This is a genomic window from Stenotrophomonas sp. Y-13 (assembly GCF_046267925.1).
Lineage (GTDB): Bacteria > Pseudomonadota > Gammaproteobacteria > Xanthomonadales > Xanthomonadaceae > Stenotrophomonas > Stenotrophomonas acidaminiphila_A.
Map to the genome: position 1 here is coordinate 2370099 of NZ_CP176501.1, position 26431 is coordinate 2396529.

Annotated in this window: 22 protein-coding genes; 14 read left to right on the top strand and 8 right to left on the bottom strand. The window is 70.4% G+C overall.

The window, feature by feature from the left end:
• Positions 1 to 22: 22 nt before the first annotated feature.
• The gene (locus ACJ7VY_RS10795; protein WP_409475602.1) at positions 23 to 487 is read left to right on the top strand and encodes a DUF4442 domain-containing protein; all 465 of its coding nucleotides are present in this window, start codon (positions 23 to 25) and stop codon (positions 485 to 487) included.
• A gap of 36 nt (positions 488 to 523) precedes the next feature.
• Here ACJ7VY_RS10795 and ACJ7VY_RS10800 read toward each other — a convergent pair whose 3' ends face one another.
• Positions 524 to 1915, bottom strand: a complete 1392-nt coding sequence (locus ACJ7VY_RS10800; protein WP_409475603.1) for a hypothetical protein — start codon at positions 1913 to 1915, stop codon at positions 524 to 526.
• Between the two features lie 118 nt (positions 1916 to 2033).
• Between ACJ7VY_RS10800 and ACJ7VY_RS10805 the strand changes: the two genes are divergently transcribed.
• The 10 genes from ACJ7VY_RS10805 to rnfB all read left to right on the top strand — a co-directional run bounded on the left by ACJ7VY_RS10805 (position 2034) and on the right by rnfB (position 14863).
• Entirely contained in the window at positions 2034 to 2711 is a 678-nt protein-coding gene (locus ACJ7VY_RS10805; protein ID WP_409475604.1) for a DUF502 domain-containing protein, read from the top strand.
• Between the two features lie 140 nt (positions 2712 to 2851).
• Positions 2852 to 4762, top strand: coding sequence for a DUF885 domain-containing protein (locus tag ACJ7VY_RS10810; protein ID WP_409475605.1), 1911 nt, complete (start codon positions 2852 to 2854; stop codon positions 4760 to 4762).
• Between the two features lie 29 nt (positions 4763 to 4791).
• Positions 4792 to 5850 (top strand): serine hydrolase domain-containing protein, encoded by a 1059-nt coding sequence (locus tag ACJ7VY_RS10815; RefSeq protein WP_409475606.1) that lies wholly within the window; start codon positions 4792 to 4794, stop codon positions 5848 to 5850.
• Positions 5847 to 6236, top strand: a complete 390-nt coding sequence (locus ACJ7VY_RS10820) for a VOC family protein (protein ID WP_409475607.1) — start codon at positions 5847 to 5849, stop codon at positions 6234 to 6236. The genes ACJ7VY_RS10815 and ACJ7VY_RS10820 overlap by 4 nt, the downstream gene beginning before the upstream one ends.
• Positions 6237 to 6425: 189 nt before the next feature.
• A complete protein-coding gene (locus ACJ7VY_RS10825; RefSeq protein WP_104939155.1) occupies positions 6426 to 7319 on the top strand; it encodes an ABC transporter ATP-binding protein in 894 nt (297 codons plus the stop codon).
• Positions 7320 to 7330: 11 nt separating this feature from the next.
• Positions 7331 to 10909, top strand: coding sequence for a M1 family aminopeptidase (locus tag ACJ7VY_RS10830; RefSeq protein WP_409475608.1), 3579 nt, complete (start codon positions 7331 to 7333; stop codon positions 10907 to 10909).
• A 121-nt stretch (positions 10910 to 11030) separates the two neighbouring features.
• The gene (locus tag ACJ7VY_RS10835) at positions 11031 to 11477 is read left to right on the top strand and encodes a DUF2147 domain-containing protein (RefSeq protein ID WP_161613563.1); all 447 of its coding nucleotides are present in this window, start codon (positions 11031 to 11033) and stop codon (positions 11475 to 11477) included.
• Between the two features lie 147 nt (positions 11478 to 11624).
• The gene (gene metG, locus ACJ7VY_RS10840; protein WP_409475609.1) at positions 11625 to 13718 is read left to right on the top strand and encodes a methionine--tRNA ligase; all 2094 of its coding nucleotides are present in this window, start codon (positions 11625 to 11627) and stop codon (positions 13716 to 13718) included.
• Between the two features lie 132 nt (positions 13719 to 13850).
• On the top strand, positions 13851 to 14441 hold the full coding sequence (locus ACJ7VY_RS10845) for an HAD family hydrolase (RefSeq protein WP_104939159.1): 591 nt from the start codon (positions 13851 to 13853) through the stop codon (positions 14439 to 14441).
• Positions 14442 to 14446: 5 nt separating this feature from the next.
• On the top strand, positions 14447 to 14863 hold the full coding sequence (rnfB, locus tag ACJ7VY_RS10850) for an Rnf electron transport complex subunit RnfB (RefSeq protein WP_409475610.1): 417 nt from the start codon (positions 14447 to 14449) through the stop codon (positions 14861 to 14863).
• A gap of 63 nt (positions 14864 to 14926) precedes the next feature.
• Here the strand turns inward: rnfB and ACJ7VY_RS10855 are convergent, their stop codons facing one another.
• From ACJ7VY_RS10855 to ACJ7VY_RS10870, 4 genes are all read right to left on the bottom strand, one after another.
• Positions 14927 to 16222: an aminotransferase class V-fold PLP-dependent enzyme gene (locus ACJ7VY_RS10855; protein WP_409475611.1), complete on the bottom strand. Its 1296-nt coding sequence runs from the start codon at positions 16220 to 16222 to the stop codon at positions 14927 to 14929.
• A gap of 2 nt (positions 16223 to 16224) precedes the next feature.
• On the bottom strand, positions 16225 to 18600 hold the full coding sequence (locus ACJ7VY_RS10860) for a TonB-dependent receptor plug domain-containing protein (RefSeq protein WP_409476805.1): 2376 nt from the start codon (positions 18598 to 18600) through the stop codon (positions 16225 to 16227).
• 177 nt (positions 18601 to 18777) lie between these two features.
• Positions 18778 to 20961, bottom strand: a complete 2184-nt coding sequence (gene rlmKL / locus ACJ7VY_RS10865; protein WP_313231341.1) for a bifunctional 23S rRNA (guanine(2069)-N(7))-methyltransferase RlmK/23S rRNA (guanine(2445)-N(2))-methyltransferase RlmL — start codon at positions 20959 to 20961, stop codon at positions 18778 to 18780.
• A gap of 140 nt (positions 20962 to 21101) precedes the next feature.
• The gene (locus ACJ7VY_RS10870) at positions 21102 to 21629 is read right to left on the bottom strand and encodes a hypothetical protein (protein ID WP_161613557.1); all 528 of its coding nucleotides are present in this window, start codon (positions 21627 to 21629) and stop codon (positions 21102 to 21104) included.
• Between the two features lie 59 nt (positions 21630 to 21688).
• Between ACJ7VY_RS10870 and ACJ7VY_RS10875 the strand changes: the two genes are divergently transcribed.
• Positions 21689 to 22249, top strand: a complete 561-nt coding sequence (locus tag ACJ7VY_RS10875) for an N-acetylmuramoyl-L-alanine amidase (RefSeq protein WP_104940223.1) — start codon at positions 21689 to 21691, stop codon at positions 22247 to 22249.
• Positions 22250 to 22517: 268 nt separating this feature from the next.
• Here the strand turns inward: ACJ7VY_RS10875 and ACJ7VY_RS10880 are convergent, their stop codons facing one another.
• From ACJ7VY_RS10880 to ACJ7VY_RS10890, 3 genes are all read right to left on the bottom strand, one after another.
• Entirely contained in the window at positions 22518 to 23420 is a 903-nt protein-coding gene (locus ACJ7VY_RS10880) for a sulfurtransferase (protein ID WP_409475612.1), read from the bottom strand.
• Complete coding sequence (locus ACJ7VY_RS10885; protein ID WP_161613555.1) at positions 23417 to 24220, bottom strand: CoA pyrophosphatase; 804 nt, start codon at positions 24218 to 24220, stop codon at positions 23417 to 23419. The genes ACJ7VY_RS10880 and ACJ7VY_RS10885 overlap by 4 nt, the downstream gene beginning before the upstream one ends.
• 195 nt (positions 24221 to 24415) lie before the next feature.
• Positions 24416 to 25114, bottom strand: coding sequence for an FKBP-type peptidyl-prolyl cis-trans isomerase N-terminal domain-containing protein (locus ACJ7VY_RS10890; RefSeq protein ID WP_104939166.1), 699 nt, complete (start codon positions 25112 to 25114; stop codon positions 24416 to 24418).
• 165 nt (positions 25115 to 25279) lie between these two features.
• Between ACJ7VY_RS10890 and ACJ7VY_RS10895 the strand changes: the two genes are divergently transcribed.
• Entirely contained in the window at positions 25280 to 26062 is a 783-nt protein-coding gene (locus ACJ7VY_RS10895; RefSeq protein WP_104939167.1) for an enoyl-CoA hydratase/isomerase family protein, read from the top strand.
• Positions 26059 to 26424, top strand: a complete 366-nt coding sequence (locus ACJ7VY_RS10900) for a hypothetical protein (protein WP_409476806.1) — start codon at positions 26059 to 26061, stop codon at positions 26422 to 26424. The genes ACJ7VY_RS10895 and ACJ7VY_RS10900 overlap by 4 nt, the downstream gene beginning before the upstream one ends.
• Positions 26425 to 26431: the final 7 nt, after the last annotated feature.

Here is a 26431-nt window from a genome sequence, read left to right on the forward strand (position 1 = left end):
CCCGCGTACGCTCCAGTCCGTCATGAAAGCCAGCACGTTCCGCCTCGGTATCAATCTGTGGCCGCCGTTCCTGTTCTCCGGCATCCACGTCACCGAGCTCCACGCCGATTACCGCTATGTACGCGTGGAACTGCGCGAGCGCCCGTGGAACGTCAACTACGTACGTACCCATTTCGGCGGCAGCCTGTTCGCCATGACCGATCCGTTCTGGATGCTGTGCCTGCTGCACAACCTCGGGCGCGACTACTACGTGTGGGACAAGGCCGGGGAGATCGAGTTCATCAGGCCCGGCAAGGGCACGGTCAGTACCGAATTCCGGCTCGACACGGCCACGCTCGAACAGGTGCGCGCGGCCACCGCCGGTGGCGCCAAGCACCTGCGCTGGTTCAGCAATGACGTGCTCGACGCGCACGGCGAGGTGGTCGCGCGCGTCCGCAAGCAGGTCTACGTACGCCCCAAGCCGGAAGCACGCCAACGCGGTGCATAGCCGCGCACGCCGTGGCTTCCCGGCGCCTGCTGTGCATCAGTGGCTGGACAAGGCCGGCGGCAAAGGCATGCGCAAGGTTTCCCTGCCACCGCGCCGTGCACGCGAGGCCACTTCCAGCGCGGTGCCATCGGCGGACACGGTGATGGGCCGCTGCGCACCACGCAGCCCGGCCGGAAGTGCGTCCAGGCGTTCGGCCAGCGGCCTGTCCGCCCGCTGTGCCGCATGCCCGCGCAGCCACAGCGCCGCATTCAACAACCGCAACCGGGCGGCGGTGTCCTGCTGCTGCGCTCCATACCGGGCATACGCCGGCCCGGCAATGCCGCTCAGGATGCAGCCGACGGCGTTGGCGGCGCATTCCAGCCGCCACACCGACGGCACCGGCGCCGGTGGCAACGGGCGGTCCCCGGCGATCGCCTGCAGGGTTTCAGGCAGGCAGGCCTGGCCCATCGTTTCAGCCACGCGGGCCACGCTCCTGTCGCGGTCGTACAGCAGCTTCGCCGTCTGCGGCGTCACCCACCAAGGCGCATCCTGCGCCAGCTGCGCCACCCTGGGATAGCCGCCGCGCACCATGGCGAATTCTCCCTGCATGCCCGCGCAGTTGCTGGCTTCCTGCGGCGTCAGCGGCGCGAGCGCGGTGGTGCACCCCTCCGGTATCGGCGCATCCACCGGCAATTCGGCCAGCACGTCCGCGAACAGCTCCGCGCTGGCGGCCAGCAGCGCGCCGCCGACCATGCTGGTGAGCAGGCTGTCACCATGGCCCAGCAGCATGCGCCCGATACCGGCATCGCGGCACAGCCCGGCCAGTGAGCGCTGGCTGTCGCCCTGCACGTGGGCCAGCGCGTGCGCCGCCAACGGCACGAACAACGGTCGCATGTTCGGCACTGGCGTGGCCGCATCCAGCGGCAGCGGCGATTGGTAATGACCATGCACGGCCAGTTCGTCCATCTGCGCCAGCACGGCCGCCTGCGGCAGCAGGGCCTCGGCCACGGCCTGCGGTTGCCCACGCACCCGCGCCAGGCAGCCGGTGGCATGCCTGCACAACACCGGATCGAACGGCTCGGTGTTCCCGCCGGCGCCAAGCCGCGGCTTGACTTCCAGGGTTACCTCTTCCCGCTGGCCACCGCTTTCGAGGGTGTGGTCGACGAAACCGGCATGCCAACGTAGGTACTCAGCCACATAGGCGTCCACCCGTGCCTGGCGCTGCCCGGGTGTCCCCGCCATGCCCAGCGTGGCGAGCGTGGCGTAGCCGTTGCTGCCCGGCATGTCGCGCGGCGCTTCCAGTACCGCCAACGCACGCTTCTGCGTCGCCGACAACGGCCACAGCGACGACAGCAGCAGGACCGCCGCCACCAGCAACAATAGCCCGGCCAGGCCTGCGGCCATCCGTCGCAACACCTTGCCCATGGTCCTGACCTCCCGATGTTTCATGGCATCTCCTTCCCTGGCCGATCGACACGCCGGATTGATGAACGATATCCGACGTCGCCCTGCATCGCCCACCTGCAACCGCCATCCCGGCCATGCCGCTCACCGCTACAATCCCCACATGTCGCCCGAAGCTCCCGCCGCACCCCACCGCCCCTCCCTGCAGCGCCTGTTCCTGACCGGATTGCTCACCCTGCTGCCGATCTGGCTGACCTGGGTGGTGATCAAGTTCGTGTTCGTGCTGCTGTCCGGCATCAGCAGCCCGCTGGTGGTGCCGCTGTCCGAACGCATCGCCGCCTCCTTCCCGCATTACCTGGGCTGGGTACGGGTGGAATGGATGCAGGACATCTTCGCCCTGCTCGCCACGCTGCTGGTGATCCTGCTGGTGGGCGTGCTCAGCCGCCGGGTCATCGGCCAGCGCCTGCTGCGCTGGTTCGGCGCGGTGATCCGCCGCATCCCGCTGGCCAGCATCATCTACGACAGCGCCAAGAAGCTGCTGGACATCCTGCAGACCCAGCCGGGCAGCACCCAGCGGGTGGTGCTGATCGATTTCCCGCACCGCGAAATGAAATCGGTGGGCCTGGTGACCCGCGTCATCCGCGAACACGGTACAGACCGCGAGCTGGCTGCGGTGTACGTGCCGACCACGCCGAACCCGACCTCCGGCTATCTGGAGATCGTGCCGGTGGAGTTGCTGACGCCGACCGACTGGACCGTGGACCAGGCCATGAGTTTCATCATCTCCGGTGGCGCGGTGGCCCCGGACAGCGTGCCGTTCACCCGCGCCGGCGAGCGCTGAAACGCCGCTTGCCAGGGCAGGAACAGGGTGCGCCGGGCGGGCACCGGGGGTGACTGCCGCCTTTATCCGTTGCCGGTTGCTCTTCACTAGCGCCGGCCGCTAAGGCAAGCTCCCGGGCCTGTGCGTTTCCGGAACCACCGATGACCTCCAGCCCGCTTCGCCTTCTCGCGCTTGCCATGGCCTCCGTCCTGATGTTCTCCGCCGCCGCGCCCGTCGAGGCGGCGAAGAAGAAGAGCCAGCGCCCGACCGCGACGCAATCGCGCACCGCCAAGCCCAAGGCGCGCGGCAGCAGGCCCCCGGCGCGTCCGGCGCCCCGCCCGGCGCGCGCGCCGCTGCCGGTCACCCAGGACAAGGCCACCCGCCTGAACCGGCTCTACGACGAGTACTGGGATGCGTCGATGCGGCTGAACCCGCTGCAGGCCACGTTCCAGGGCGACCCGCGCTTCAACGACCAGCTGCCCAACTTCCTGTCGCCGGCCTCGCGCCGCCAGGCGCACGACTTCATGGTCGAGTGGCAGGGCAAGGCCGAGGCGCTGGGCAAGGACGGCCTGCAGGGCCAGGACCTGCTCAGTTACGAGATCTTCATGCGCGACGCGCGCATCTCGCTGGCCGCCGAGCAGTACCCGTCGTGGATGCTGCCGATCAACCCCTACAACAACCTCGCCAGCATCATCGCGGTGCTCGGTTCGGGAGCCGGCGCGCAGCCGTTCCGCACGGTGAAAGATTACGAGAACTGGTCGCGGCGCTCGCTCGGGGTGCCGGCGCTGTTCGACCAGGCCATCGCCAACATGCGCGAAGGCATGGCCGCCGGCGTGGTGCAGCCGCGCGCGCTGATGGAGAAGGTGCTGCCGCAGCTGGACGCGGTGATCACCCCGACCGCCGAGGAAAGCATCTTCTGGGCGCCGATCCGCAACATGCCGGAGGACTTCCCGGCCGCGGACCGGGAACGGTTGGCCGCCGAATACAAGCGCATGATCGAGTACCGGCTGCTGCCGGCCTACCGCGCGCTGCGCGGCTTCATCGCCACCCAGTACCTGCCCGCCACGCGCGCCAGCGACGGCCTCGGCGCCCTGCCCGGCGGCCAGGCCTGGTACGCGCACACCATCGCCGGCCTGACCAGCGCCTCGCGCACGCCGGCCGAGATCCACGCGCTCGGCGAGCAGGAGGTCAAGGACCTGCAGGAGCGCATCGCCCGGGTGATGAAGGAAGCCCGGATCCGCGGCTCGATGCAGAAGGCGTTCAACGCCATGCGCAACGACCGCCAGTTCACCTTCCGCGACGAGGCCGCGCTGCTGGCGCGCTACCGCGAGGTGGGGCAGCAGGTGGACGCGGCGCTGCCGGCGCTGTTCGCCACCCGTCCCAGGGCCGCGCTGCAGGTACAGCCGGTGCCGGCCGAGCATGCATTGAACGCCAGCGCCGCCAGCTACCAGCCGCCGACCGCGGCCGACGGCGGCCAGCACGGGCGGCTGCAGGTCAACACCCGCGACCTCCCGTCGCGCAAGCGCTGGGCGGTGCCGATGCAGTACCTGCACGAGGGCATCCCCGGCCATCACCTGCAGCTTGGGCTGCAGCAGGAACTGTCGACGCTGCCGCGCTTCCGGCGGCTCGGCGGCGACGTCGCCTTCATCGAGGGCTGGGGCCTGTACGCCGAGTCGCTGGGCGACGAACTGGGCCTGTACCGCGACCCATACGACCGCCTCGGCTACCTGCAGACCACCCTGCTGCGCACCGTGCGGCTGGTCGCCGACACCGGCCTGCACGCGGCCGGCTGGAGCCGCCAGCAGGCGATCGACTACATGGTGAAGAACGCCGACATCAGCGCCGCCGATGCCGCCGCGGAAGTCGAGCGTTTCATGGCGCTGCCCGGGCAGACGCTGGCCTACCGGGTGGGCGAGATCAAGATCCGGCGCCTGCGCGAGAAGGCGCAGGCGGCACTGGGCGAGCGCTTCGATCCACGCGAGTTCCACGATGAAGTGTTGAAGGACGGCTCGATACCGTTGGATATTCTGGAAGCCAAGATCGACCGCTGGATCGCCAGCAAGACCCCCTGACCCTGCAAGGAGCCGCCATGCTGCCGTGGATGTCCCGACTCGCCCCGCTGTGCCTGTTCGCGTTGTCCACGGTGGCCGGCGCCGCGCCGCCGGCAGCGCCGGACGCCGGCATCGACGGCCTGATGCAACGCTATGACGGCCGCGTGCCCGGTGCCGCGGTGCTGGTGCTCAAGGACGGGCAACCGGTGTTCCGCCGCGGCTATGGGCTGGCGGTGCTGGAGGACGGCACGCCGGTATCGCCGGCCACCAACTTCCGGCTGGCGTCGGTGAGCAAGCAGTTCACCGCCGCCGCGATCCTGCTGCTGGCCGAGGACGGCGCGCTGTCGATCGACGACCCGCTGAAAAAGTGGCTGCCCGAGCTGCCGGCGGTGGCCGACGCGATGACCCTGCGCCAGCTGCTCAGCCACAGCAGCGGCCTGCTCGACTACGAAGACCTGATGGACCCGGCCGACACGCGCCAGGTGCATGACATCGACGTGCTGCACCTGCTGCAGAAGGAGAACCGCACCTACTTCGCGCCGGGCAGCAGCTACCGCTACAGCAACAGCGGCTACGCGCTGCTGGCGCTGGTGGTCGGCAAGGCCTCCGGCAGCGACTTCGCCAGCTTCCTGCGCCAGCGCATCTTCCTGCCGCTGGGCATGACCGCCACCTTCGCCCACCAGGACGGCGTCGACGAGGTGCCCGAGCGCGCCTACGGCTACAGCCAGATCGACGGCCACTGGCAGCGCACCGACCAGAGCACCACCAGCGCGGTGCTCGGCGACGGCGGCATCTATTCCTCGATCGACGACCTGGCCAAGTGGGACGCCGCGCTGTACGACGAGCGCCTGCTGCGCCGCGCCTCGCTGCAGCAGGCCTTCAGCGCGGCCACGGCGACGCCGGAACCGGACGTGCCGCACTACGGCTTCGGCTGGCGCATCAACGGCGACGCGCTGTGGCACAGCGGCGAGAGCATCGGCTTCCGCAACGTGATCGTGCGCTACCCGAAGCAGAAGCTGACGGTGGTGGTGCTGAGCAACCGCAACGATCCCGAGCCCTATGCGCTGGCGCTGCAGATCGCCCGCCGCTGGCAGGCCCCGCAACGGTGAAGCTGCAGGGCATCCACCACGTCGCGCTGATCGCGTCGAACTACGCGCGCTCGCGCGACTTCTACACCCGCATCCTCGGGCTGGAGGTGGTGGCCGAGCATTTCCGCGCCGAACGCCAGTCGTGGAAGCTGGACCTGCGCCTGCCCGACGGCACCGGGCTGGAGCTGTTCTCGTTCCCGGCCCCGCCGCCGCGCCCCAGTCGCCCGGAAGCGCGGGGCCTGCGCCACCTCGCCTTCCGCGTCGCCGCGCTGGACGCGGCCATCGCCCACCTGCAGGCCGAGGGCGTGGCCTGCGAGCCGGTGCGGGTGGATGAGTACACCGGCCGCCGCTTCACCTTCTTCGCCGACCCCGACGCGTTGCCGCTGGAGCTGTACGAACTGCCCTGACGGCGACCGGCCGCGACGGGCACGGCGCGCGGGTGGCCGCCTGGCGCGCCCGCACGGGCGGCCGTGGCCGCGCCGCCGGTCACATCCGCCGCCCTCCCACGTCCCTGGTCCCAATGACTTCCGGCGCATTGCCGGCAGCCCGGCCGCGGCGGCATGTTGCGGCCATCATCCAAGGAGAGGTCCGGCCCCATGCTGCAGATCCGCGGTCTGTCGAAAACCTACGCCAATGGCGTGCATGCATTGAACAATGTCGATCTCGACATTCCGCGCGGCATGTTCGGGCTGCTCGGGCCCAATGGCGCCGGCAAGTCCTCGCTGATGCGCACGCTCGCCACGCTGCAGGAGGCCGATGCCGGCAGCGCCACCCTGACCACCGCCGATGGCACCGGCATCGACGTGCTCAGGGACAAGGACGCACTGCGCCGCCGGCTGGGCTACCTGCCGCAGGATTTCGGCGTCTACCCGAAAGTCAGCGCGCTGGACCTGCTCGACCATTTCGCCGTGCTAAAGGGCCTGACCGCGCGCGCGCAGCGGCGGGAAGTGGTCGAGGGCCTGCTGCAGCAGGTGAACCTGTGGGATGCCCGCAAGCGCAAGCTCGGCACCTATTCCGGCGGCATGCGCCAGCGCTTCGGCATTGCCCAGGCGCTGTTGGGCGACCCGCAGCTGGTGATCGTCGACGAGCCGACCGCGGGCCTGGACCCGGAGGAGCGCAACCGCTTCCTCAACCTGCTTGCCGAAATCGGCGAGAACGTGGTGGTGATCCTGTCCACCCACATCGTCGAGGACGTCACCGACCTGTGCCCGGCCATGGCCATCATGAACAAGGGCCAGGTGCTGCTGTCCGGCAAGCCGGTCGATGCGATCGCCGCGCTGCAGGCGCAGGTCTGGCGCAAACAGGTGGCCAAGGCCGCGCTGGCGGACTATGAAAGCCGCTTCACCGTGCTGTCGACGCGGCTGGTGGGCGGCCACCCGGTGATCCATGTGTTCGCCGACACCTGCCCGGAAGCCGGCTTCGAGCCGGTCGCGCCGGGGCTCGAGGACGTCTACTTCCAGCGCCTGCGCCTGCAGGCGCAGGCCGCCTGACGGAGACGACCATGACCCTGGCCTTCCTGCGCTTCGAGCTGCGCGAGCAGCTGCGTTCCCCGTTGCTGTGGCTGCTGGCGGCGCTGTTCGCGCTGCTCGCCTTCGGCGCGGCCTCCAGCGATGCCGTGCAGATCGGCGGCGGCATCGGCAACGTGCACCGCAATGCACCGTCGGTGATCGCCACCTTCATGACCGCCTTCACCCTGATCGGGCTGCTGGTGGTCACCCTGTTCGTCAGCAATGCGCTGCTGCGCGACTTCGAGCTGGGCACCTCGGAGCTGGTGTTCTCCAGCCCGATCCGGCGCCGCGACTACCTGCTCGGCCGGCTTGGCGCCGCGCTGCTGGCCAGTCTGCTGATGTACGCCATCATCGGCGCCGGCCTGTTCGTGGCACAGTTCATGCCCTGGATCGACGCCGCGCGGCTCGGGCCGGTGTCGCTGCGCCCGTACCTGTGGTCGTTCGCGTTCATGGTGCTGCCGAACGTGCTGTTCACCACCGCGCTGCTGTCGCTGCTGGCGGTGACCACCCGCAACATCCTGTGGGTCTACATCGGCGTCATCGTGTTCTTCGTGCTGTACGGCGTCAGCCGCGCCCTGCTGGCCGACATCGACAACCTGCGCGTCGCTTCGCTGCTCGACCCGCTGGGCATGCGCGCGATGGGCCAGGCGATGCGCTACTGGTCGGCCGAGGAGCGCAACACCGGCCTGCCCGCCTTCAGCGGCTACCTGCTGGAGAACCGGCTGCTGTGGCTGGCGGTCACCGCCGCCCTGTTCGCCGCCACCTTCGCCCTGTTCCGCACCGAACGCAGCGGCACCGGCCGCAGGCGCGGCAGGAAGACCGCCAGCGTCGCCACCACCGACGGCAAGCGCAGCCAGGTGGTCGCCCCCCGGGTCACCCCGGCATTCACTGCCGCCACCGGCTGGCGGCAGCTGCTGCGCCAGGTCGGCTTCGATGCGCTGGGCGTGTTCCGCAGCGCGCCGTTCCTGGTGCTGCTGGTGCTGGGCATGGCCAACTTCATTCCCAGCGCCCTGCACCGCCGCACCCTGTACGGCACGCCCAGCTGGCCGGTGACCTCGCAGATGCTGGAGGCCCTGCAGGGCAGCTACAGCTTCCTGCTGATCATCATCGTGCTGTTCTACGCGGGCGAGCTGGTGTGGCGCGAGCGCAGCGCGCGCATCGCCGGCATCAGCGATGCGATGCCGGTGCCCAACTGGGTGCCGCTGCTGGGCAAGTTCCTCACCCTGGTCGCGGTGGTCGCCGCGTTCCAGGCCGTGGGCGGGCTTACCGCCATCGCCATCCAGCTGGCCAAGGGCTACACCCAGCTCGAACCGCTGCTGTACATCAAGACGCTGGCGCTGAACTCGGTGGTCTACATCCTGATGGGCGGCATGGCGCTGGTGCTGCAGGTACTGAGCAACAACAAGTTCCTGGGGTACGCGCTGCTGATCCTGCTGCTGATCGGGCAGTCGGTGCTGGGCATGCTCGACTACACCCAGAACCTGTACAACTTCGGCAGCTGGCCGAACGCGCCGTACTCGGACATGAACGGTTACGGCCATTTCCTGACCGGGCAGCTGGCCTTCCAGGGCTACTGGACGCTGTTCCTGCTGGTCCTGCTGCTGCTGTGCGCGGCGCTGTGGGTGCGCGGCGTCGATCCGGCCTGGCGCCAGCGCCTGCGCCTGGCCCGGCAGCGCCTGCGCGGCCCGCTGGGCGCGGGCCTGGCCGCCGCCGTGCTGGCGTTCATCGGCTGCGGCGGCTGGCTGTACTGGAACACCAACATCCGCAACGAGTTCGTCTCGCCGGACCAGGTGCTGGACCGCCAGGCCCGCTACGAGCGCGAGTACCGCAAGTACAAGGACCTGCCGCAGCCGCGCATCGTCGCCGTGGACAACCACGTCGACCTGCATCCGGAAACCCAGAGCGTGCGCATCGACGGCCGCTACCGGGTGCGCAACACCCATGCCACGGCCATCCCGGCGATCCATGTGGCGATGGCCGACGACCGCACGCTGGCCGGCATCGAGCTGGGCGGCGCCCGGCTGACCACCCACGACGCGCAGTTGGGGTACCGCATCTACACGCTGGATGCGCCGATGCAGCCCGGCGAGGAGCGCGACATCACCTTCACCGTGGACATCCACCCCGACGGCATCACCGCCGGCCAGGCGCAGACCGAGATCGTCGACAACGGCAGTTTCTTCAACAGCCGCGTGCTGCCGGCGTTCGGCTACGACACCGGGGTGGAGATCAGCGACCGCAACGAACGCCGCAAGCGCGGTCTCGGCGAGCCCACGCGCATGCCGCGGCTGGAGGATGCGGCCGCGCGCGCCAACAACTACATCTCCAACGACGCCGACTGGCTGGATTTCCGCAGCACCATCTGCACCGCGCCGGACCAGATCGCGCTGGCGCCGGGCTACCTGCAGAAGGCGTTCGAACGCAATGGCCGCCGCTGCTTCAGCTACGCCATGGACCGGCCGGTGCTGAACTTCTACGCCTACCTGTCGGCACGCTGGGAAGTGAAGAAAGCGGCCTACAACGGCATCCCGATCGAGATCTACCACGACCCCAAACATCCGTACAACGTGGACCGGATGATCGAAGGCGTGCAGAAATCGCTGGCCTACTACGAGGCCAACTTCAGCCCGTACCAGCACAAGCAGGTGCGCATCATCGAGTTCCCGGGCTACCGCTCGTTCGCGCAGAGTTTCGCCAACACCATTCCGTATTCCGAATCGATCGGCTTCATCGCCGACCTGCGCGACAAGGATGACGTGGACTACGTGTTCTACGTCACCGCGCACGAGGTGGCGCACCAGTGGTGGGCGCACCAGGTGATCGGCGCCAACATGCAGGGCGCGACCGTGCTGTCCGAGTCGCTGTCGCAGTACTCGGCGCTGATGGTGATGGAGAAGGAGTACGGGCGCGGCCACATGCGCCAGTTCCTCAAGGACGAACTGGACAAGTACCTGTCCGGCCGTGGTGGCGAGGACGTCGAGGAGCTGCCCCTGTACCGGGTGGAGAACCAGCAGTACATCTACTACCAGAAGGGCTCGCTGGTGTTCTACCGGCTGCGCGAGGAGATGGGCGAGCAGGCCCTGAACCGGGCGCTGTCGCGCTTCCTCCAGGCCAAGGCCTTCCAGCAGCCGCCGTACACCACTTCGGTCGAGCTGCTGGAGTTCATCCGCGCCGAGGCCGGCCCGGCGCACCAGGCGCTGATCACCGACCTGTTCGAGAAGATCGGCTTCTACGACAACCGCGTGGTCGAAGCCACCGCGACCCGGCGTGCCGACGGCCGCTACGACGTGACCATGAAGCTGCATGCCGACAAGCGCTATGCCGACGGCCTGGGCAAGGAAACGCCGGGGACGCTGGACGACTGGATCGAGGTCGGCGTGTTCGCCAAGGGGGCCTCGGGCAAGGAGCGCGACGAGAAGGTGCTGTACCTGCAGCGCCACCACGTCACCACGGCCGCGCCGACGTTCACCGTGACCGTCGACGGGCGCCCGGACGAGGTCGGCTTCGACCCCTACAACAAGCTGATCGACCGCGTGTCGGCCGACAACCGCAAGCGGGTCGGCTACCGCTGAGGCGGCTGATCCGGCCCTGACCGGGCGTGCTGCGGTGCGGATTCCGTACCGCAGCGAATGGGTATACATTCGCCTGCACCCGGTCGCTCCTGACCACGCCATCCGCCCTGGGAGGGGACACATGCGCAAGACCTTCAAGACCCTGTTGCTGGCCCTGCCGCTGGCCATGGCCGGCATCACCGCGGCCCAGGCCGACAACACCAGCGCCGAAGGCCGCTGGCGGCAGATCGACCCGGACACCCACCGGGCCAAGTCGATCGTCGAGATCAGCCGCACCAGCAACGGCGCGCTGCACGGCCGCATCGTCGAGCTGCTCAACCCCAGCCGCCCCAACCCGACCTGCGACAAGTGCAGCGACGACCGCAAGAACAAGCCGATCACCGGCATGGAAATCATCCGCGGCATGCGCGCCGACGGCGCCAACAAGTGGAGCGGCGGCAGCATCCTCAAGCCCGACGAGGGCAAGGTCTACAAGTCCAAGATGGAGCTGATCGAAGGCGGCCGCAAACTGCAGGTCTCCGGCTGCATCGCCTTCATCTGCAAGTCGCAGGTGTGGGAACGGATGTAACCCGCCCGCCGGCGTGCCCCGGCACGCCACCGGCAGCCCCCCGCGAAACCCGGCCCAGGCCGGGTTTCGCGCGTACGGGGCGGGTTTACCGGTCGCCGCGGCGCGGCATGCGATAATCGGCGGTCCCCTCTGTTCCTGCCAACGGCCATGACCCGTACCGCGCTCGTCACCAATGCCCTGCCCTATGCCAACGGCCCGCTGCACCTGGGCCACCTGGTCGGCTACATCCAGGCCGACATCTGGGTGCGCGCGCGCCGGCTGATGGGCGGCAAGGTCTGGTACGTCTGCGCCGACGACACCCACGGCACGCCGATCATGCTGGCCGCGGAGAAGGCCGGGGTCAGCCCGGAAACCTTCATCGCCAACATCCAGGCCAGCCACGAGCGCGATTTCCTTGCCTTCGGGGTCGAGTTCGACCACTACGACTCGACCAACTCGGCCGCCAACCGCGAGCTGACCGAGGCGCTGTACCAGCGGCTCGACGCCGCCGGCCATATCAGCCGCCGCTCGGTGGCGCAGTTCTACGACCCGGCCAAGGGCATGTTCCTGCCCGACCGCTACATCAAGGGCACCTGCCCGAAGTGCAAGTCGCCGGACCAGTACGGCGACAACTGCGAGGTCTGCGGCGCCACCTATGGCCCGACCGACCTGATCGACCCGAAGTCGGTGGTGTCCGGCGCGACGCCCGAGATCCGCGATTCGGAGCATTACTTCTTCGAGGTCGGCCGCTTCCAGGACTTCCTGCGCGACTGGCTGGCCGGCGACGTCGCCCTGCCGGGGGTGAAGGCCAAGCTGGCCGAGTGGCTGGACGCCGAGGGCGGGCTGCGCGCCTGGGACATCTCCCGCGACGCCCCCTACTTCGGCTTCGAGATCCCGGGCGCACCGGGCAAGTACTTCTACGTGTGGCTGGACGCGCCGATCGGCTACCTGTCCAGCTTCCGCAACCTGTGCGCGAAGACCGGCGACGACTTCGACGCGGTGCTGGCCGCCGACAGCAGCACCGAACTGCACCACTTCATCGGCAAGGACATCGTCAACTTCCACGGCCTGTTCTGGCCGTCGGTACTGCATGGCGCCGGCCTGCGCGCGCCGACCCGGCTGCACGTCAACGGCTACCTGACCGTGGACGGCGCCAAGATGAGCAAGTCGCGCGGTACCTTCGTCATGGCCCGCACCTACCTGGACGTGGGCCTGGCGCCGGAAGCGCTGCGCTACTACTTCGCCGCCAAGTCCTCCGGCGGCGTCGACGACCTGGACCTGAACCTGGCCGACTTCAGCGCCCGCGTGAATGCCGACCTGGTCGGCAAGTTCGTCAACCTGGCCAGCCGCTGCGCCGGCTTCATCTCCAAGCGTTTCGACGGGCGCCTGGCCGACGCACTGCCGGACCCGGCCCAGTACGACCGCTTCGTCGCCGCGCTGGCGCCGGTGCGCGAGGCCTACGAGCGCAACGACCCGGCCGCCGCGATCCGCCTGACCATGGCGCTGGCCGACGAGGCCAACAAGTACATCGACGACGCCAAGCCGTGGGTGATCGCCAAGGAGCTTGATAACGGCCGGTCAGGCGCCGAGGCCGAACTGCAGGCGGTCTGCACCCAGGGCCTGAACCTGTTCCGCGTGCTGGTGGCCGCGCTCAAGCCGGTGCTGCCGGCCACCGCGCTGCAGGCCGAGGGCTTCCTCAATGCGCCGATGCACGGTTGGGCCGACATCGCCGCCCCGCTCACCGCCCACACCATCGCGCCCTACGTGGCGCTGTTCACCCGTATCGACCCCAAGATGATCGACGCCATGACCGACGCCTCCAGGGACACCCTGACCTCCCCGCCCGCCGCCGAGGCCAAGCCGGCCAAGGCCGAAAAGCCCGCCAAGGTGGAAGCGAAGACCGAGCCCAAGGCCGACGGCGACGCGCCCGCGTACATCGGCATCGACGACTTCGCCAAGCTCGACCTGCGCATCGGCAAGGTGCTCGAGTGCGGCTTCGTCGAGGGCTCGGACAAGCTGCTGCGCTTCCTGCTCGACGCCGGCGACCTCGGCCAGCGGCAGATCTTCTCCGGCATCCGCGGCAGCTACGGCGAGCCGGAAACGCTGGTGGGCCGCAACGTGGTGTTCATCGCCAACCTGGCGCCGCGCAAGATGCGTTTCGGCCTCAGCGAAGGCATGATCCTGTCGGCCGGCTTCGACGGCGGCGCGCTGGCCCTGCTCGACGCCGATGCCGGCGCGCAGCCGGGCATGCCGGTACGCTGACCCCGGCCGCGGTACGGCCGGCGGTCGCGCGGGCCTGCGCATGCGGGCCCGGGGCCACGCTCCGCGCCTGCCATTTCCCCGGCCGCGTCGCGTCCCCTTTGCCAGAGAACGCCCCGCATCGGCACTGGAACCATGGAACTGGCCCTGTTCGATTTCGACCACACCATCACCGTCTGCGACACCTACAGCCGGTTCCTGCGCCGCGTGGCCACGCCCGAGCAGCGCGCGCAGGCATGGTGGCGGGTCGGGCCGTGGCTGCTGGCCTATCGACTGAAGCTGATTTCGGCCACGCGCATCCGCCGCCGCGTCACCGCGCAGGTGTTCAGCGGCCGCCACGCCGGCGAGATCGCGCAGATGGCCAGCGACTATGCCCGCGACCACCTGCCCGGCATGGTCCGCGCGGAGATGCTGGAGCAGATCCAGTGGCACCGGGCGCAGGGCCACACGGTGGCGGTGGTCTCGGCCTCGATCGACCTGTACCTGCAGTCGTGGTGCGACCAGCTGGGCCTGCAGCTGATCTGCAACCGGCTCGAAGTGCAGGACAACCGCCTCACCGGCCGCTACGCCGATGGCGACTGCGGGCCACGCAAGGTCGCGCATATCCGCCGGCGGTTCGACCTGGGCGCGTTCCAGCGCATCCACGCCTATGGCGACAGCCGCGAGGACAGGCCGATGCTGGCCCTGGCGCACGAACGCTGGTACCGCGGCAGGCCGGTTTCCTGATCCCCATGCACGACACCCACGACAACCTGATCGAACGCCTGGACCGGGTGCTGCCGCAGACCCAGTGCGGGCAGTGCGGCTACGACGGCTGCCGCCCGTATGCCGCGGCGATGGCGCGCGGCGAAGCCGGCATCGACCACTGCCCGCCCGGCGGCGACGCCGGCGCCCGCACGCTGGCGCACATCCTGGGCGTGCCGGCGCGGCCCTACGACCGCAGCCGCGGCACGCACACGCCGGCACAGGTCGCGGTGATCGTCGAGGCCGACTGCATCGGCTGCACCAAGTGCATCCAGGCCTGTCCGGTGGATGCCATCGTCGGCGGCGCCAAGTTCATGCACACCGTGCTGGCCGACCTGTGTACCGGCTGCGAACTGTGCCTCCCGCCCTGCCCGGTGGACTGCATCGTGCTGCAGCCGGCATGAACGCCGCGCGGCCGTGGGGCCCTGTCCCCGCCCCACGGCCGTCCCGCATCCCCATGCATGCCGTCAGGCGGCGCCGGCAAGCCTGCGCAGCCCCGCCACCAGCCGGTCGATCTGCGCCGGCGAGGTGAAGATGCCCGGCGTGACCCGCACGCAGGCGCCGTGCGCCAGGCCGTCGCGGTGCACGGTGAACACCCCGTGCTCCTCGAGCAGGCGCCGGGCCACGCCGATGTTCTGCTGCAGCGTGACCTGCCCCGCCAGCCGGAACGAGGCGATCGCGCTGCTAAACCGCGGCTCGTCCGACCCCAGCAGCTGCAGCCCCGGCAGCGCGCGTGCCGCGTCGCGCCACTGGTCGCGCAGGCGCAACAGGCGCGCGCGCTTGGCTGCGGTGCCGATGCGCTGGTGGAACGCCAGCGCCGCCGGCAGCGCCAGGAACGCGGCGAAATTGGCGGTGCCGGTATGCACGCGGCTGGCGATGCCGCGATCCCGATCGCCCATGTACGGGTCGATGTCGGCCACCCGTCCGCGGCGCACGTACATCGCGCCCACGCCGACCGGCGCGCCGATCCACTTGTGCAGGTTGATGCCGACGAAGTCCGCGCCCAGGCCGTCGATGCGGGTCTCGACCTGGCCGATGGCATGGGCCGCATCGACGATCACGTCCACGCCGCGGGCGCGGGCCATGGCCGCGATCTCGGCCACCGGCAGCAGCATGCCGTTGCGGTGGTTCACCTGGGTCAGCAGCATCAGTTTCAGGCGCGGGTTGCGCTGCAGCGCCTGCGTATAGGCCTCCAGCACCTGCGCATGGCCGCAGGGCTCGGGCAGGGCGATCGCCACCGGCTCGACCCCGCGCCGCGCGCGCAGCCACTGCATCGCGGTGATGGTGCTGTCGTAGTCGATGTCCGCATACAGCACCTGGTCGCCCGGGCGCAGCCGGTTGTAGCCGCCGATCAGCGCCTGCAGCGCTTCGGTCGCGCCGCGGGTGAGCACCACCTCGTCCTCGCCCACGCCGAGGAAGTCGGCCAGCTGCCGCTGCACCGCGCGCATGCGCTGCGGAAACGCGACCCGCCCGAACCAGGCATTGCCGCGGTTCACCTCGACGGTGGCCTGCGCGTACGCCTGCAGCACCGGCCGCGCCATCGCCCCCCAGTAGCCGTTGTCGAGCATGACCACTTCGTCGCCGAGGTCGTACTGGGCCGCCACCGCCGCCCAGTAGGTTTCATCGCCGGCCAGCTGCGCCGGCGACACCCCCGCCGGCGGCTCCGGCAGCGCCGGCGCGGCAGCCGTCGCCATCGCCGGCGCGCCCGCGGCCAATGGCATCAGCGCGGCACCGCGCAGCAGGCGTCGTCGTGCGCCGTCCATGCTCAGAACGCCACCCGGTACTCGGCATACACGTGGCGCCCGTCGGTGTCGTACGGCGCATTGCGCGAGTACACCAGGCCGCGGCTGGCCTGGAACACCGCCTCGTCCGGGTAGCGGTCGAACAGGTTGTCGGCACCGATGCGCAGGCTGTTGCCCGCATTGAAGCGGTAGGCCACCGCCAGGTCGAAGAACTGCATGTCGCCGAAGCGCTGGAAGATGTCGCCGGTGGCATTGCCGGTGGCATCGGTCCAGGCGCCGTAATGGCGCAGCTTGCCCAGCACGGTCCAGTTGCCGATGTCGTAGTTGGCGCTGAAAGTGCCCTTCTGCCGCGGCAGCCGTTCCTCGAAGATCACCCGCTGGGTCTGGCTGGTGGCGACGCTGGTCGCGCCCTTGTCCACCTGCGTGCGGTTGTAGTTCCAGCCCAGCGTCAGGTTGAGCCGGCCCGGGCCGGCGTCGCCCACCCAGCTGCCCACCAGGTCCACGCCGCGCGTGGTGGTATCGAAGTCATTGGTGAAGTAGCTGACCGAGGTGTAGCCCATCGGGTTGGGCACCCCGGCCGGGATCTGGAACGACGCCGACTGGCTGAAACGGTCGGTGACCTTGATGTCGTACAGGTCCACCGAGCCGGACAGGCCGGCCTCGTTGCGCCAGGCCAGGCCCAGGGACGCGGTGCGCGACTGTTCCGGCTTGAGCGCGCGGGCGCCCAGCAGGCGCGCCAACGGATCGTTCGGCGACAGCCGGCCCGAGGTGAAGACCTGCAGCGTCACCGTGTCCAGCCCCTGCACGGTGCTGGTGGTGTACAGCTGGCCCGGGGTGGGTGCGCGGAAGCCGGTGGACACCGAGCCGCGCAGCGCGAATGCCGGGGTGATCTCGAAGCGGCTGGAGAGCTTGCCGTCGAGGGTGCCGCCGAAACTGGAGAAGCGCTCGTAGCGCGCGGCCGCGCCGACATTCCAGCGCGCGCTCACCGGCGCCTCCACGTCCACGTAGGCGGCATGGCTGCGCTGGCTCCAGCGTCCGGCGTTGTCCGGGCCGAAGCCCGGCGCGCCGTTGGAGTTGCCGGCCAGCCCGGCCGCCGCGCCCGGGCCGATCGCGTACGACGCCGGGTCGCCGGCATCCACGCCGTAGGTTTCCTCGCGGAACTCCGCGCCGAAGGCGATGTTCAGCGGTGCCGGCAGCGCCGCCAGCGGCAGTGCGTAGACGAAATCGGCGTTGAGGTTCTTCTCCACCTGCGACAGCCGCCCCAGGTAGAACGCGGTCGGGCTGGCCGGGCCCAGCGAGGCGTTGATCGACTCGTCCAGGGTGTACTCGATGCGGTTGCGGCTATAGGTGCCGCTGACGTCCCAGCTCAGGTCGGGGGTGAACTGGCCGCGCACGCCGGCCACCAGCTGCAGGTCGTCGTAGTCGCTGCCGTACTTGGGCGAAAAGCCGGTCGGGTACAGGCTGCGCACGTCCCAGCCGGGGAACACCGCGGTCGGCCTGTACACCGAGGCGGTGCCGTCGGGATTGCGCCAGTTGAAATCGCTGACCCCCTCGCCGCTGTTGTACAGGCCATGGGCGTAGGCCTCGGCGGTCTGCCCGAACGGCAGTTTCAGGTTGAAGCCCAGCCGCCGGTTTTCCAGGTCGGGCTGGCCCCAGCGCTGCACCGGATCGGGCACCTGCAGCTCGGGGTGCGCGTTCTGGAAGGCGATCGCGTCGGGGCGCTGGCGGCTGCGCGAGGTGGCATCGGCGGTGTCGTAGTCGAGGAACAGCGACAGCACGCCGGCCTGCCCCAAGCCGACGCCGGTGCGGGCACCGAAGCGGCGGGCTCTGCCGTCGCCCTCGGCGTACTCGGACGCGCCCAAGGTGAACTCGCTGCCGATGCTGTCGTCGAGGATGATGTTGATGACGCCGGCGATGGCATCGGAGCCGTACTGTGCCGAGGCACCGTCGCGCAGCACCTCGATGCGCTTGATCGCGCTGGTCGGGATCTGCGAAAGATCCGGCCCCTGCGCACCGCGCGAGCCGAGCAGCGCCGAGCGATGGAAGCGGCGGCCGTTGACCAGCACCAGGGTCTGGTCCGGCGACAGGCCACGCAACGTGGCCGGGCGCACGAACACCTGGCCATCGGCCATCGGCAGGCGCTGCACCACGAACGACGGCACCAGCTGCGCCAGCACGTCGGACAGGTCGGTGGACTCGACGGCCTGGATTTCCTCCTGCGAGAACACGTCCACCGGTGCCAGCGTGTCGAACTGGGTGCGGTTGGAACCACGCGTGCCGGTGACGATCATCGCGTCCAGGGTGGTCGGCTGGGCGGCCGCGTCGGCGCCAGCGGCGGTAGCGGTGGCGGCGCGCGCGTCGGTGCAGGCAAGGGGAAACAGGACGGCGCCAACGGCCATCGTCAACAGGCAACGCTTCACTTCGGACTCCGGTAGGCAGGGGACCGGGCCGGCAATGCCGACCCGCGGCGCGCATGGTCGGCGCCGCGCGTTTCCCGCCGATGACAGAAGCCCTGCATCTGCTTCATGCAGAAAGTGGCTTTGGCATGTTGCCGGCTGGCGATGCCGGCGCGTGCGTCACTCCAGCCGCTGCAGCTCCCACGCGCGGTGGATCCGCGCGTTGCGTTCGAAATCCGGACCGATGGTCCTGGCGCTGATCTCGCGGCAGCGCGCGAACCCGGCGATGGCGTTCTCTTCGAGTTTGAAGCGGCGGAAGTTGTTGGAGAAGTACAGCACGCCGCCCGGCGCCAGCCGCGCGACCGCCGCGCGCAGCAGGCGCAGCTGCTCGCGCTGCACGTCGAAGTCCTCGGCGCGCGCGGAGTTGGAGAAGGTCGGCGGGTCGCAGAAAATCACGTCGTACTGGCCCTGCTCGGCCTCCAGCCACTGGATCGCATCGGCCTGCACCAGCTGGTGGCGGCTGCCGCCCATGCCGTTCAGGGCCAGGTTGTCGGCGCACCACTGCAGGTAGGTACCGGACAGGTCGACGCTGGTGGTCGCGGCCGCGCCGGCCACCGCCGCTTCCACGCTGGCCACGCCGGTGTAGCAGAACAGGTTGAGGAAACGCTTGCCGCGCGCCTGCGCGGCCATGTGCCGGCGCAGCGGGCGGTGGTCGAGGAACAGGCCGGTATCCAGGTAGTCGAACAGGTTCACCCGCAGCAGCGTCTCGTTCTCGCGCACCAGGATGAACTCGCCGCGCTGCTCGAAGCGGCCGTACTTGCTGCCGCCCTTGCCGCGCTCGCGCGATTTCAGCGCCACCTGCTCGGCCGGCACCTCGAACACCTCGCGCGCCGCGGCCAGCAGCTCGTTGCGGCGGCGGCGCACGTCGGCGTCGGGGATGGTGGCCGGCGCGGCGTACTCCTGCACGTGCAGGAAGATGCGGCGCTTGCCGCCGTCCTCCTGGTAGACGTCGATGGCCGCCGCGTACTCCGGCAGGTCGGCGTCGTAGGCACGGAAGCAGCTCACGTTCTCGCGCGCACGCCAGCTCTTGAACTTCTTCAGGTTTTTGCGCAGGCGGTTGGCCACCATCTGCGCGCCCTCGCTGAGTTCCCGTGGCTGGCCGTCGTCCGCGCGCCCGGCCACCGCGATGGGGTCGCAGACGATCAGCGTGCACTCGATGGCGCCGTTGAACAGCTGGTAGGTCCTGCGCGCGCGCAGGCCGGTGGCGAAGGCCAGCTCGGCGTTGCCGCACAGCAGGCTGGCGCGCCACTGCGGCACCGTGCGCTTGAGCGCCTCGCCCAGGCGGCGGTACAGCGCGGCGTCGGCGGCCAGGCGTTCGTCATAGGGCGGGTTGCAGACCACGCAGCCGGTTTCCTGCGGCGGCACCTGCAGGTCGGCCACGTCGCGCACGCCGAACCAGATGGCCTGGCCGACACCGGCCTCCTCGGCGTTCTGCCTGGCCGCACGGATCGCCTGCGGGTCGAGGTCGCTGCCGTGGATGACCTGTTTCAACGCGGCGCGGCCGACGCGCTCGCGCTCGCGCGCCTCGGCGACCAGTTCGCACCACTGCACCTGGTCGAAACCGCGCCAGCGGCTCGGCGGCCTGGTGGAAAGTCCGGCCATGGATGGCCGGGCCGTTGCGGAGGGATCCGCATAACGCTGCAGCCCGGGCGCGACGTCGGCGGCCATCAGCGCGCCTTCGATCAGCAGCGTACCGCCGCCGCACATCGGGTCGAGCAGGCCGCCGCCTTCGGCGTGGATCTTCGGCCAGCCGGCGCGCAGCAGCACCGCGGCGGCCAGGTTTTCCTTGAGCGGTGCATCGTTCTGCGCCAGGCGCCAGCCGCGCCGGTGCAGCGAACCGCCGCCGAGGTCGATGGAGATCGTGGCCCGGCCCTTGCGCAGCGACAGGTTGATGCGCACGTCCGGCAACTCGACGTTCACCGACGGCCGCTCCAGTCCCTGCCCGCGCAGCCGGTCCACCACGGCGTCCTTGATCCGCTGCGCGGCGAAACGCGCGTGGGTGATGGCGTCACCGGAGACATGCGCATCGACCGCCAGGGTCAATTCGGCGTCCAGATGCGTTTCCCACGGCATCGCCAGCACGCCCTGGTACAGCGAACCCTCGTCCGGGCAGTCGAACTCGGCCAGCGGCCACAGCACGCGGCTGGCCAGGCGCGACCACAGCACCACGCGCTGGGCGTCGCGCAGTTCCCCTTCGGCATTGACCCCGGCGATGGTCGCGGTGGCGCGGGGCAGGCCGAGCGCCAGCAGTTCGTCGGCCAGGAGGTACTCCAGGCCCTTGGCGCAGGAAACGAAGAATTTCACGGGGGGCATCACGGGGGAACGGCAATGGGCCGGGGGCGCCATTGTACGGGGCCCATGTAGATGCGGGGCTTGCCGCGCATGAAGCTTCCCCGGTAAAGCCACATGCGGGGCAAGCCCCGCATCCACGGGATCGGCAGCCGTTACAAGGCCTGCAGCAGGGCTTCGAATTCGCGTGCCGAAGCCTCGACGTGGTGTTCCAGGCGGTGGCCGTCGTCGACCAGCAGCAGCCGCGCGGCGCGGGCCTGTGCCCAGGCGATCACCGCGCCCGGCGGGATCAGTTCGTCGCCCCAGGCATGGACCACGCTGGTCGGCACCGGTGCCGCGTCCAGCGCCGGCATCGGCCCCATCCGGGTCGGCGGCACCATCAGGAACAGCCCGCGCACCGGCACCTGCAGCGAGGCGATGGCGGAGATGTAGGCGCCAAGGCTGGACCCGGCCAGCACCACCGGGCCGCGCGCGGCGGCCTCGCCGGCCAGGCGGATCAGGCGCTGCAGGCGCCCCGGCACGTCGCCCACTTCGCTGATCTCGCGGCGGGCATCGAGGTCGGTGTAGTCCGGGCGCTCATGGGTCCAGCCCAGGCGCTGCGCCACCTCGGCCAGCGCGGTGACCTTGGTCGCGTCGGGACCGCTCTCGAAGCCATGGGACAGGATGCAGTGGCCGCGACTCATGGGGCACCGTGGGAGGAAGCATGACGGGGCGGCAATGCTAGCATCGGCCAATGCACGCCATGCCCGCGATCCATATCGATCCCCTGCCCTACGAGCCGCTGCTGGCGCTGCGTGAACCGGGCGCGATCGACCTGGTGGTGATCCACTGCACCGAACTGCCGGACCTGGCGATGGCACGCGCGTACGGCGAACGCGTGCTGTACGCCAGCGGCACCGGCAACAGCGGCCACTACTATATCGACCGCGACGGCAGCATCCACCAGTACGTCGCGCCGGAACGCAGCGCCCACCACGTGCGCGGCATCAACCCGCGCGCGCTCGGCATCGAACTGGTCAACAGCGGCCGCTACCCGCACTGGCTGGACTCGCGCCACCAGGCGATGGACGAGGCGTACCCGCAGGCCCAGATCGACGCCCTGGTGGCGCTGCTGCGCTGGCTGCCGCAGCGACTGCCGGCATTGCGCTGGATCGCCGGCCACGAGGATCTCGACACCGAGCAGGTGGCGGCCAGCGACGACCCGGCGCGCACGGTGCCACGCAAGCGCGATCCGGGGCCGCGGTTCCCGTGGGACCCGGTGCTGGCGGCGATCACGCTGCAACGCCTGCCGGCAGCCGCGTAGGCGCGGCTTCAGCCGCGACCGGGCGGATGCATCGGGCGCCGGCGATGGCGGCAGGCGCTGCGGTGGAGCGCCATTCCGGGCAGGCCCCGTCGCGGCGGACGCCGTTGCCGTGGACGCCAGTGGGCGGGCCGGGCAGACCTGCACTGCCGTGGGTGCCGGCGGACAGCCGCTCATTGGCTGGCCGCGGCGGTCGCGCCGGAATCCGCAAGGGCGCAGGCACCGCCACGCACGCCGTCGCCGGCGGGCACGTTCGCCGCCCAGGCCGCTGCTACGCGCGCGCCACCGGGCGCGAGGGATCGGATGACCAGCCACTCCACGAATCGGCGAACACCCGCGCCCCGCCCAGGCCGGCGACCTCGAAGGCCAGCAGCAGGTGACAGGCGGTGACGCCGGAGCCGCACATCATCACCGCCTCGCCCGGCGCATAGGTGCCCAGCAACGGTTCCAGTTCGGCGCGCAGCTCCGCCGCCGGGCGGAAGCGGCCATCGCGCAGGTTGAGCGCGAACGGGCGGTTGCGCGCGCCCGGCACGTGCCCGGCGACCCGGTCCAGCGGCTCGACCTCACCGCGGTAGCGTTCGCCGGCACGGGCGTCGATCAGCCAGCCCGGCGCCTGCGACAGGCGCGCGGCGATTTCGTCGGCAGCGGCAACCTGTGACAGGTCGAAGCGCCCGGGATACGGCGGCAACGCCGGCACCTCCGCCGGGGCGGTCGACAGCGGCTGCGCGGCGGCCTGCCAGGCCGCCAGCCCACCATCGAGCACCGCGACCCGGCGGTGGCCGATCAACCGCAGCAGCCACCACAGCCGCGCCGCGGCCATGCTGCCGTCGCCGGCGTCGTAGACCACCACTTGGGTATCCGGGCCGATGCCCCAGCGCCCCACGGTGGCGGCGAAGGCATCACTTTCCGGCAGCGGGTGACGGCCGTGGCCCTGCCGCGACAGGTCGGACAGGTCGCGGTTGAGATCGGCATACACCGCGCCCGGCAGGTGCCCCGCCGCATACTGCGCGGCGCCGGACTGCGGGTCGGCCAGCGAGAAGCGCGCGTCCACCAGCCGCAGCGCGGTGCTGGCGGTGGCACGGGCGTCGAGCAGGCGCGGGGCTTGCGCGGCAAGGGCGGCGGCAAGCGAAGCGACGTCCACCAGCGTGGTCCATGGCGGGGCGATGGCATTCATGGGGTCTGCTCCAGTCGGCGACGCAGGTTGTAGAGGATGGCCGCGGTGGCGCCCCAGATGCGCTGCCCCGGCCAGGTGTACTCGAGCACGTGGCGGACGCGGCCGCGGTGGTCGATCTCGACCTGGCGCAGGTTGCCCGGGTCCATCAGGAAATCCAGCGGCACTTCGAACACTTCGGCCACTTCCGCAGGCTGCGGCACCGGCACGAACGCCGGGTCGATCACCGCCACCACCGGGGTCACCCGGAAACTGGAGATGGTGACGAACGGATCCAGGTAGCCCAGCGCCTGCACCCGCTCATGCGGCAGCGCGATCTCCTCGCTGCTCTCGCGCAGCGCCGCCGCCACCGGGTTGCGGTCGCCCGGTTCGATGCGGCCGCCGGGAAAGCCGACCTGGCCGCCGTGGTTGCGCAGGGTCTCGGTACGGCGGGTCAGCAGTACCTGCACGCCCTGCGGCCGCGGCACCAGCCCGGCCAGCACCGCGGCCTCGGCCGGGGGACCCGGGGGCAGCAGGTCGGCCAGCTCGTCGTGGTTCCAGCCTTTGCCGGCAGGCGCGGCGGCCAGCGGGTTCAACGCGCGCAGCAGCCGTTCGTGCCCGGGCAGCGCCGCCGCCAGCGAACCGGCAGCGCGCGCGCGCAGCGGCAGCACGTCCTGCATCAGCTGCCGGCGCTGGTGTTCGCTCATGCCCATCCAGCCGGCGATCTCCGCGCGCGTGCGCAGGCAGCCACGGCAGTGGCCGGCCGGGTCCAGCGAGCAGATTCCGATGCAGGGACTGGAAACGGCACGGCGCGTGGCATCCATCGAGTGCGACATCCTGCAAGCCTAGCGCGAACGCGGGCACCGGGGCGTACCGCGCGACAGCCACCGCGGCGCGGCCGTCATCGCGGCGTGTCGCCGCGCGCGGATGCCCGGCGCAGGCAACGCCGGGAAGCCCAATGAAAAATGCGCCGGCGTACTGGCCGCCGGCGCATTCGTCCTGCCCACTGCGGGCAGTGGTTACTTGACGCTGACCAGCTTGACTTCGTACTGGACGGCCACGTTCGGCGGGAAGCCGGTACGCGGATCGGCACCGAAGGCCTTGTCCGGCGACAGCGAGATTTCCCACTTGGAGCCGGCCGGCATCTGCAGCAGCGCTTCGCGCATGGCCTGCATCTCCACGTCGCTCAGCTTCAGCGCCGGCACGTCGTGGGCCTGCACGTTCTCCGGGCGCTGGCCGTAGGGGAACGGACCGGCGACCTGCAGCTGCACGGTGCTGGCCTGGGTCGGCTTGGCGCCGTTGCCGGTCTCGATCACGCGGTACTGGACGCCGCTGGGCAGGGTCTGCACGCCGGCCTTGGCCTTGTTGGCGGCCATGAACTGGTCGCTGCGGGTCTTGTTTTCCGCGGCCACCTTCTCGTACTCGGCCTTGGCCGCCGCGGCACGGCCCTGCTCGCGCTTCTGGAACGCTTCGACGGCCGGCTTCAGCTGCTCGGCGGTGATCGCCGGCTGCTTCTTCGCGTACGCGTCCTGCAGGCCCTTCACCACCGAGGCGATGTCCAGCTGTTCGCCGCGGCCGGTGAGCTCGGCCAGGTTGTTGCCGTAGTCGTATCCGAAGTAGTAGCTCAGCTTGCCCTTCTCGGACGAGACGTCCTGGGCCATTGCAGTGCCGGTGAGGGCCAGGGCGGCCACGGCGACCGCGATAGAACGCAACTTCATCAAACAGTTCTCCAGGAAAGATGTCTCAGGGCAACCATGCCGCTAGAGGCGACGGGTTAGGATAGCCGCCACAACGGCGGACCGCCACTGACGACAAGGGCTTCTGACCAACGGTCGTGGCGGGAGTTCCCCAATCACTTTTTCTTAACTTTTCGTGGAGTCCGCATGTCCGACGCACCGGTTTCGATCAACACCCGCGACGGCGTCCGCACCATCACCGTGCAGCGCCCGGAGAAGCTCAACGCGCTCAACCGCCAGACCCTGGAGGCGCTGGACGCCGCGTTCGCGGACGCGGCCACGGCCGCGGACGTGCGCGTGGTGGTGCTGACCGGCGCCGGCCCCAAGGCGTTCGTGGCCGGGGCCGACATCGCCGAGATGAACGGCCTCAGCGCGGTCCAGGGGCGCGACTTCTCGCTGCTCGGGCAGCGCCTGATGCGGCGCATCGAGCGCCTGCCCAGGCCGGTGATCGCCATGGTGAACGGGTTCGCACTGGGCGGCGGGCTGGAACTGGCCATGGCCTGCCACCTGCGCATCGCCGCCGACAGCGCCCGGCTCGGCCAGCCGGAAATCAACCTCGGCCTGATCCCGGGCTTCGGCGGCACCCAGCGCCTGCTGCGCCTGGCCGGCCGCGCCGCCACCCTGGAACTGTGTTTGCTCGGCGCGCCGATCGACGCCGCCCGCGCCCAGCAGCTGGGCATCGTCAACCGCGTGGTCGCCGCCGCCGAGCTGGAAGCGGAAACCCTGAAGATCGCCACGCAGCTGGCCAAGGCCGCGCCGCTGGCGCTGCGCGGCATGCTCGACGCGGTCAATATCGGCGGCGAATGCGGCATCGAGGAAGGGCTGGAGTACGAAAGCGCGCAGTTCGGGCTGATGTTCTCCACCGAGGACATGCGCGAAGGCACCCGCGCGTTCCTGGAACGCCGCGCCCCGGAATTCCGCAACTGCTGACCCGCACCGCGATGCCCGCTGCTTCCGCATCCCCCCGCCAGCTGCTGCAGTACGTGCTGGACGACAACCTCGACGCCGCGATCGACGCCGGCCTGATGGACTACGCGCCGCAGCCCGGCGACGCGACGCTGGACCCGCAGCACCCGGACCTGCCACAACGACTGGCCCAGGCCCAGCAGCGGCTGCAGGGCGCCTGGGCGGCGCGTGAGCGGTACCGTGCCCGCGCCGTGCGCCTGGCGCGGCGCGCCGCCGAGCGCGAGGCCCGGCGCGCACCGCCGCCGGCGCCGGACCGCAGACCCGCCCTGCCCGCGGCCGCGGCGGCCATCCTGGCCCGCGCCCAGGCAAAGGCGAAGCAGCCATGAAGAAACC

What these genes read in the sequence shown, in the direction of transcription:
- ACJ7VY_RS10795 (WP_409475602.1), top strand. Translation starts at nt 23, where the DNA reads ATGAAAGCCAGCACGTTCCGCCTCGGTATCAATCTGTGGCCGCCGTTC.
- ACJ7VY_RS10800 (WP_409475603.1), bottom strand. Translation starts at nt 1,915, where the DNA reads ATGAAACATCGGGAGGTCAGGACCATGGGCAAGGTGTTGCGACGGATG.
- rnfB (WP_409475610.1), top strand. Translation starts at nt 14,447, where the DNA reads ATGCACGACACCCACGACAACCTGATCGAACGCCTGGACCGGGTGCTG.
- metG (WP_409475609.1), top strand. Translation starts at nt 11,625, where the DNA reads ATGACCCGTACCGCGCTCGTCACCAATGCCCTGCCCTATGCCAACGGC.
- ACJ7VY_RS10875 (WP_104940223.1), top strand. Translation starts at nt 21,689, where the DNA reads ATGCCCGCGATCCATATCGATCCCCTGCCCTACGAGCCGCTGCTGGCG.
- ACJ7VY_RS10810 (WP_409475605.1), top strand. Translation starts at nt 2,852, where the DNA reads ATGACCTCCAGCCCGCTTCGCCTTCTCGCGCTTGCCATGGCCTCCGTC.
- ACJ7VY_RS10880 (WP_409475612.1), bottom strand. Translation starts at nt 23,420, where the DNA reads ATGAATGCCATCGCCCCGCCATGGACCACGCTGGTGGACGTCGCTTCG.
- ACJ7VY_RS10830 (WP_409475608.1), top strand. Translation starts at nt 7,331, where the DNA reads ATGACCCTGGCCTTCCTGCGCTTCGAGCTGCGCGAGCAGCTGCGTTCC.
- ACJ7VY_RS10860 (WP_409476805.1), bottom strand. Translation starts at nt 18,600, where the DNA reads ATGGCCGTTGGCGCCGTCCTGTTTCCCCTTGCCTGCACCGACGCGCGC.
- ACJ7VY_RS10890 (WP_104939166.1), bottom strand. Translation starts at nt 25,114, where the DNA reads ATGAAGTTGCGTTCTATCGCGGTCGCCGTGGCCGCCCTGGCCCTCACC.
- ACJ7VY_RS10885 (WP_161613555.1), bottom strand. Translation starts at nt 24,220, where the DNA reads ATGGATGCCACGCGCCGTGCCGTTTCCAGTCCCTGCATCGGAATCTGC.
- ACJ7VY_RS10845 (WP_104939159.1), top strand. Translation starts at nt 13,851, where the DNA reads ATGGAACTGGCCCTGTTCGATTTCGACCACACCATCACCGTCTGCGAC.
- ACJ7VY_RS10835 (WP_161613563.1), top strand. Translation starts at nt 11,031, where the DNA reads ATGCGCAAGACCTTCAAGACCCTGTTGCTGGCCCTGCCGCTGGCCATG.
- ACJ7VY_RS10855 (WP_409475611.1), bottom strand. Translation starts at nt 16,222, where the DNA reads ATGGACGGCGCACGACGACGCCTGCTGCGCGGTGCCGCGCTGATGCCA.
- ACJ7VY_RS10805 (WP_409475604.1), top strand. Translation starts at nt 2,034, where the DNA reads ATGTCGCCCGAAGCTCCCGCCGCACCCCACCGCCCCTCCCTGCAGCGC.
- ACJ7VY_RS10870 (WP_161613557.1), bottom strand. Translation starts at nt 21,629, where the DNA reads ATGAGTCGCGGCCACTGCATCCTGTCCCATGGCTTCGAGAGCGGTCCC.
- ACJ7VY_RS10825 (WP_104939155.1), top strand. Translation starts at nt 6,426, where the DNA reads ATGCTGCAGATCCGCGGTCTGTCGAAAACCTACGCCAATGGCGTGCAT.
- ACJ7VY_RS10815 (WP_409475606.1), top strand. Translation starts at nt 4,792, where the DNA reads ATGTCCCGACTCGCCCCGCTGTGCCTGTTCGCGTTGTCCACGGTGGCC.
- ACJ7VY_RS10895 (WP_104939167.1), top strand. Translation starts at nt 25,280, where the DNA reads ATGTCCGACGCACCGGTTTCGATCAACACCCGCGACGGCGTCCGCACC.